Source organism: Komagataeibacter melaceti (assembly GCF_003403295.1).
Taxonomy (GTDB): Bacteria; Pseudomonadota; Alphaproteobacteria; order Acetobacterales; family Acetobacteraceae; genus Komagataeibacter; species Komagataeibacter melaceti.
On record NZ_QUWV01000094.1, the window covers coordinates 22,346 to 28,619 of the forward strand.

A 6,274-nucleotide genomic window follows, 5' to 3' on the forward strand; every position below is an offset into this window, starting at 1 on the left:
CGCTCTCCCCGTTTTCCAACCATGCGGCGCATCCGTCCGGTTGTGCCGCCAATAATAAAAAAGGTGCCAAATTGCCCCACGATACATGGCGTAAATGGCTGTCCGAACAGGCGCTTCCCCTCTGGTCCGGCATCGGTTTTGATTCCGCGCGCCGCCTGTTTCATGAACGCCTGACATTTGACCACCAGCCCATACAGATGCCCGCGCTGCGGCTGATGGTGCAGGCGCGTCAGGTTTCAACCTACTGTCGCGCGCAGCTTGACGGTTTTAGCTCCACGGCGGATCAGGCGCTGTCCTGCCTGCATGAAGTGCAGAAGCGTTACTGGCATGCCGATGACGCGGCGGGGTGGATATTCTCCCTTGCCCCCGACGGACGCCCCGCCGACCGGCGGCGCGACCTGTATGCCCATGCCTTCATCCTGTTCGCCCATGGCTGGGCCTACCGCGTGTCGAACGATCCGGCTTACCTGCAGGTGGCGCGTGAGACGGCGCAGGAAATCGACCAGATTTTCCAGACCGATGGTGGCGGTTATCTGGACAGCGTGCCGCCAGCCGACAGCATCCACCGCCAGAACCCCCATATGCACCTGCTGGAAGCCTATCTGGTGCTGTTTGATGTGTCGGGGGATCCTTTCTACCTGGATTACGCCCGGCGCATGGTTGCGCTGGCCCTTGAGCATTTCATCCTTCCGGGCACCGGAATGCTGCTCGAATTCTTTGACAGGTCATGGAAACCCCTGCAGGCGGCGGGGCATAACCGTGTCGAGCCGGGGCACCTGTATGAATGGTCGTGGCTGCTGTCTGAATATGCGCGCCTTGCCCCCGATGCCCCGAACATGGACGCCGTGCGGCAGGCACAGGCCAGACTGGCGGAAGCCGCCAGCACCCACGGCCTTGACCATAAAACGCTGGTGGTCTGTGACGCCATGACCGAGCACGGCAGGCGGCTGGAGGATTCAACGCGCATCTGGCCGCAGACCGAGTTCATGCGTATTCTGGCACTGCAGGCCCGCGCGGGGGACACGCAGGCGCGTGACCGGATTGCACCGCAGAGCCAGCATTTCTTTGACCGATACGCCCCCGCCCGGCTGGCTGGTGGCTGGATCGACCGTCTGGACGTGCACGGCGTGCCGCTGTCCGACCATATGCCGGCCAGTTCGCTCTACCATATCTATGGTGGTGCTACGGCAGTCCTGTCACTGTAACGCGCCAGTATCCCGGTCCGGTCGTGCATGTAGCGCCGGACCGGATACTTGCCCATAATCCACCATTCACCCACACCGGCCAGAAAGCGGGGACGTATCCGCTTCCGCACGCCCGGTCCCGCCATGCGTGGCATGGTGACAATAGCCGCGACATAATTCCCGGCTGCTTTATTACAAATGATGATCCTTTACTTCCCCACGCCATCCACCCCGCTTGCTGGCATGGCGGATGCTACGGTCATGACAGGGCCGCCCGCCACGCCCTGACCCGCGCATTTGTGGAGGAACAGACATGCCCCGCCGGATACAACACCACCACCACAACCCACGCACCCGCAGGTGCGCCGGGGCAGGGGTGAATAATCATGCATGACCATGTTTCCCATTCTCTTTATTGCCGCCCGCACCCCGGCCGGTCATCATGCCGCCCGGACGGCACGCAGGGGGAAGCCTGATATGATTGATCGGGTCTTACAGGCAGCAATGCTTCGCTGCATGGCCGAAAATGGTGGATCGGCCAACCTGTGCCCGCCCGAGGCGGAGGATGAAGAGAAATGCGCCAAAAACCTGCTGGACCTGGAACTGCAAGGGCTGTGCAAGGGGGGTGTTACCGTTTCGGGCAACGGACTCAGGATTACGGGGGAAAGCACCATCACCAATGCGGGGCGCGCCTATCTGGACCAGCCCGGTGACATGCATGTCACCCTCAACGGCGCGGAATCTGTCCAGACATTGCGCCAGCGGATCATGAATGACCCCGAACTCACCCCCACGGAGCGGCAGGAACTATGTGCATCACTGGACACCATGCACCCGCTTGCGCTGAAGGGGCTGGGGGAAGACCTGCTCAAACGCGCGCTTGAGGGCAGCCCGGACACGATACCGCTGCTGAAAAAACACACGACACCCGGCGGGGCATGAGCCGTGGCGGGACAGTCCTGCTGGTCCCATATCCATAAAGAAGATATGTCTAATTCCGATAAATCCTGAGCATCATAAATAAATACGGGCCGGGCAGGGCCCGTGCCAAAAGACTAGGGCAATTTATCGCATATCTGCCCGGCTTCCGCTGACCTGCGCTTTTACTGTCATGTCTGCAATAAACTTTGTCGCCTGCCGTAAATGGCATCGCATATACATTTTTTACATGACAGATATTCAGCGTTCAGCAATCGGGACGAAATGCATACGATGCGTCACTTCATGGATACTTGCCAGCATGGCACAGGGCAAAACCGCGTGCCCGAGGCAGGGACGGGCCGGTCGTCATCCCCATTGCTGATCCTGTGGCGCGTTGCCGTTATCGGGCTGCTGCTGTGGTGCGTGGCCCCCGGTGCCACGCGTGCCCTTGCGCAGGCCCCTGCGCAGGGCATGAGCCGTGAACAGGCCCAGCAGGTGCTGGATGTCATCAACGACCCGCAGAAACGCGCGGAGTTCGAAAGCACGCTTTCGGCCCTGGCTGCGAACCTGCCGCCACCAGCGCCAGCCGCACCGGCACCCGCCCCGGCCCCCGCGGCGGATGGCAAGGTCGTGACCGTTCAGGCCGACAGCCTTGGCAGCGATTTCGTGCAGGACATGGACACCCTGCGCGCAAGGCTGTTCGTGCAGGCCAAGCATTTTGTCGCACTGTTCGGTGATCTGGTATTCGTCGCGCACTGGACACGCACCATTTTCGCTGACCCGCAGTCACGCGGCATCCTGCTGGATGCGGTGGGCCGGGCGACCCTGATCCTGCTGATCGCCCTGGCGGCCGAGCGCGGCTTTTCGCTGCTGCTGCGCAAGCCGCTGCTGCGCGTGACGCAACGCGCCGTAGCGACCGAGCAGCGGCTCAACCTGCCCGATGCCAATGCCCCCCAGCCCCCGCCCGCAACCGGGGCGAATGCCGCACAGGATAGTGACGAGCAGGCCACCCAGCAGGCCCAGCAGAACGACATGCAGGCCCAGCACGCCACACTGCGCCTGCTGGCTCGTATTCCCTATTCCATCGTCCACCTGCTGATCAAACTGCTGCCCGTGGCGCTGTTCTTCGCGCTGGGCACGTCATCCGCCTACCTGCTGACCACGACGCACCAGGCCGAACTCGTCACCCTTACGCTGACCAACGCCTATGTCGTGGCGCGCGTGGTTTACCTGCTGATGGAGACGCTGTTCGTTCCCCATTCGCCCGCCATCCGCCTGTGCAGCGCCAGCAACCAGACCGCGTTCATGGTCACGCGCTGGCTCAACTTCCTTGTCGCGGCACCTTCGGTCGTGGTGTGCCTGTCCACGCTGGGTGGGGTGTTCGACATGCCCGCGCGCGGGACCGAGGCGATCATCCGCACGGTGGTTCTGGTCGAACATATCCTTGTGGCCATATTCACATGGCGGGTCCGCGCCCATGTGGCCAGCGCCCTGCAACCCCCGGCCCGGCTGCTCAAGCAGCCGTTCTGGATGTTTCTGGGCAGGCTGGCCCACCTGTGGTGGGTGCCGGCCATGTTCTTCAACTTCGCGCTGTGGCTGATCTGGGCGACCCATATACAGGGGGGCTATGCGTGGATATTCCGCACGGTCATCCTGACATCGGCGGTCGTGATCCTGTCACGCATGGTGTCGCTCCTGCTGTTCAACCTGCAGAACCGGCTGTTCCACATCTCCCCCGCGCTGGAGGCTCGCTACCCCGGCCTGCAGGGGCGGGTGGACTATTACTACCCCATCTCGCGCAAGATCCTGTCGTTCCTGCTGTTCTTCATCTCCACGGTCCTGTTCCTTCAGGCGCTCGGGCTGCCGTCGTTGCATTTCCTGACCCATGGCAGGCTGGGGCCGAAAATCGTTGGCGCGATCACGTCCATGCTCGTGGCCTACACCGTCGCCATCCTTGCGTGGGAGGCGGCGAACGCGGCGCTGGAACGCCAGATCGCACGGTTTGAAAACTCGTCACAGAAGGGGCGCGCCAGCCGCCTGCGCACCGTCCTGCCCATTATCAAGACCGTGCTGCTGGCGGTCATCATCATCATCGTGGCGGTCACGACCCTGTCACAGATCGGCATCAACGTCGCACCGCTGCTGACGGGTGCGGGCATCATGGGTGCGGCCATCGCCTTTGGCGCACAGAGCCTGGTCAAGGACTTCATCACCGGCTTCTTCATGCTGGTGGAAAACGCCATACAGGTGGGGGACTGGGTTACGGCGGGCGGCATATCGGGCACGGTGGAGCATCTGTCCATCCGCACCCTGCGGCTGCGCTCGATCAATGGCGACCTGCATATCATCCCGTTTTCCGAGGTGTCGTCCATCGCCAACACATCGCGCGACTACAACCTTGTGGTCGTTGATTTCATGATCGACCTGACGCAGGACACCGGGCAACTGACCGCCATACTGCATGAGGAACTGGAGAAGATGCGCCAGACGCCGCGCTTCGGGCGGCTGATCATGTCCGGCTTCACGTTCCTTGGCATCGAACAGGCCGATGGCAATGGCGCGCGCTACCTTGGCTCGATCCGGACCGCGCCGGGGGCGAAATGGGCGGTCTATCGGGAATTCTACAGCAGGCTCATGGTGCGCATGAGCGCGGAAGGCATCAAATTCCCGGTTCCCAGCTATCTCTACCTGCTGGACAACGCGCCGGGCAGCGACGGGCTGCGGGTCAGCACCGCCACCCCGAAGCCGGAGGGACCGCCCCCGCAGGGCACGCACGCACCCTAGAAAACCGTATCAAACAGCAGCTTGCCATTCAGCACCACAATCACGGCAGCCACCCCCCATGCCAGCACGGCCATGGGGGGTGAGAGCGTAAACTCCCCCATCTTGCGCCGGTCGGATACGAACATGACCAGCGGGATCACCGCAAAGGGGAGCTGCATGGACAGGATGACCTGACTGAACATGAGCAGTTGCCCCACGCCCCGGTCGCCATACAGCGCCGTCACGGCCACGACGGGGGCAACGGCCAGCCCCCGCGTGAGCAGCCGCCGCGCCCATGAGGGGATATGCAGGCGCAGGAACCCCTCCATGATGATCTGGCCCGCCAGCGTGCCCGTAACGGTCGAATTCGTGCCCGCCGCCAGCAGGGCGACCGCAAACAGGGTGGAGGCCACGCCCAGCCCCAGCACGGGGGAGAGCAGGCGGTACGCATCCTCGATCTCCGCCAGGTCCTGATGCCCTGTAGCATGGAATGCCGCCGCCGCCACGATCAGGATCGCGGCGTTGATGAACAGCGCCAGCAGCAGGGCGATGGAACTGTCCCATGTGGCCCAGCGGATGGCTTCCCGCCTGCCCGGTGGGGTGCGCGCATACGCGCGGGTCTGCACGATGGAGGAATGGAGGTAGAGATTATGCGGCATGACGGTCGCGCCGATGATGCCGATGGCGATGTAGAGCATCCGCCCGTCCGTCACGATTGCGGGTGAAGGCACGAACCCCTTCAGCACGCTGGCCAGCGGCGGGCTGGCGGCCACGACCTGCACCATGAAACACAGCGCGATGACGCCAAGCAGGCCCATGACGAAGGCTTCGAGGTAGCGGAAGCCCCGGTTCATCAGGAACAGGACAAGAAACGCATCCAGCACCGAAATCACCGCCCCCGCCAGCAGCGGGATGCCGAACAGGAGCTGCAGGGCGATGGCGGTGCCGATCACCTCGGCCAGGTCACAGGCGATGATGGCCAGTTCGCACGCCAGCCACAGGACGATATTGAGCGCGGGGTGGAAATGGTCCCGGCATGCCTGCGCCAGATCATGCCCCGTGGCGATGCCAAGCCGCGCGGCCAGCGATTGCAGCACGATGGCCATGATATTCGACAGCATGATGACGGATAGCAGCGTGTACCCGAACTGCGCGCCGCCCTGCAGGTCCGTGGCCCAGTTGCCGGGGTCCATATACCCGACCGAGACCATGTAGCCCGGCCCGACAAACGCCAGGAACCGCTGCAGCCACGGTGCCCCGGCATCGGGCACGTGCACGGTGGCGAAGGCTTCGGGCAGGCTGTGGCCGTCCGCCCTGTCCCCGCGGGAGAAACGCCAGGTGGCGGGTTTGGGCGCGGACGGGGCAAGGGGAGGGAGGGGTTCGTGGCTCATGCCATTACCCAATCG

The 6,274-nt window shown here is 63.3% G+C and carries 5 protein-coding genes; 3 read left to right on the forward strand and 2 right to left on the reverse strand.

Annotated features, from left to right (window positions below; all coding sequences use genetic code 11):
• The first annotated feature begins 71 nt into the window (after positions 1-71).
• Positions 72-1,205 carry an AGE family epimerase/isomerase gene (locus tag DY926_RS11255; RefSeq protein WP_116703458.1) on the forward strand — a complete coding sequence of 378 codons (1,134 nt, stop codon included), beginning with the start codon at positions 72-74 and terminating at the stop codon, positions 1,203-1,205.
• A 188-nt stretch (positions 1,206-1,393) separates the two neighbouring features.
• On the opposite strand, the gene DY926_RS11260 is transcribed toward DY926_RS11255, so the two are convergent.
• A complete protein-coding gene (locus DY926_RS11260; RefSeq protein WP_148707765.1) occupies positions 1,394-1,576 on the reverse strand; it encodes a hypothetical protein in 183 nt (60 codons plus the stop codon).
• Positions 1,577-1,700: 124 nt separating this feature from the next.
• On the opposite strand from DY926_RS11260, the gene DY926_RS11265 reads away from it, so the two are divergent.
• Together DY926_RS11265 and DY926_RS11270 are read left to right on the forward strand one after the other, a co-directional pair.
• Positions 1,701-2,126: a hypothetical protein gene (locus tag DY926_RS11265; RefSeq protein WP_241503174.1), complete on the forward strand. Its 426-nt coding sequence runs from the start codon at positions 1,701-1,703 to the stop codon at positions 2,124-2,126.
• A gap of 270 nt (positions 2,127-2,396) precedes the next feature.
• Positions 2,397-4,889, forward strand: coding sequence for a mechanosensitive ion channel family protein (locus DY926_RS11270; RefSeq protein ID WP_116703463.1), 2,493 nt, complete (start codon positions 2,397-2,399; stop codon positions 4,887-4,889).
• Here DY926_RS11270 and DY926_RS11275 read toward each other — a convergent pair.
• A complete protein-coding gene (locus DY926_RS11275) occupies positions 4,886-6,259 on the reverse strand; it encodes an Nramp family divalent metal transporter (RefSeq protein ID WP_116703460.1) in 1,374 nt (457 codons plus the stop codon). The genes DY926_RS11270 and DY926_RS11275 overlap by 4 nt on opposite strands.
• Between the last annotated feature and the right edge of the window lie 15 nt (positions 6,260-6,274).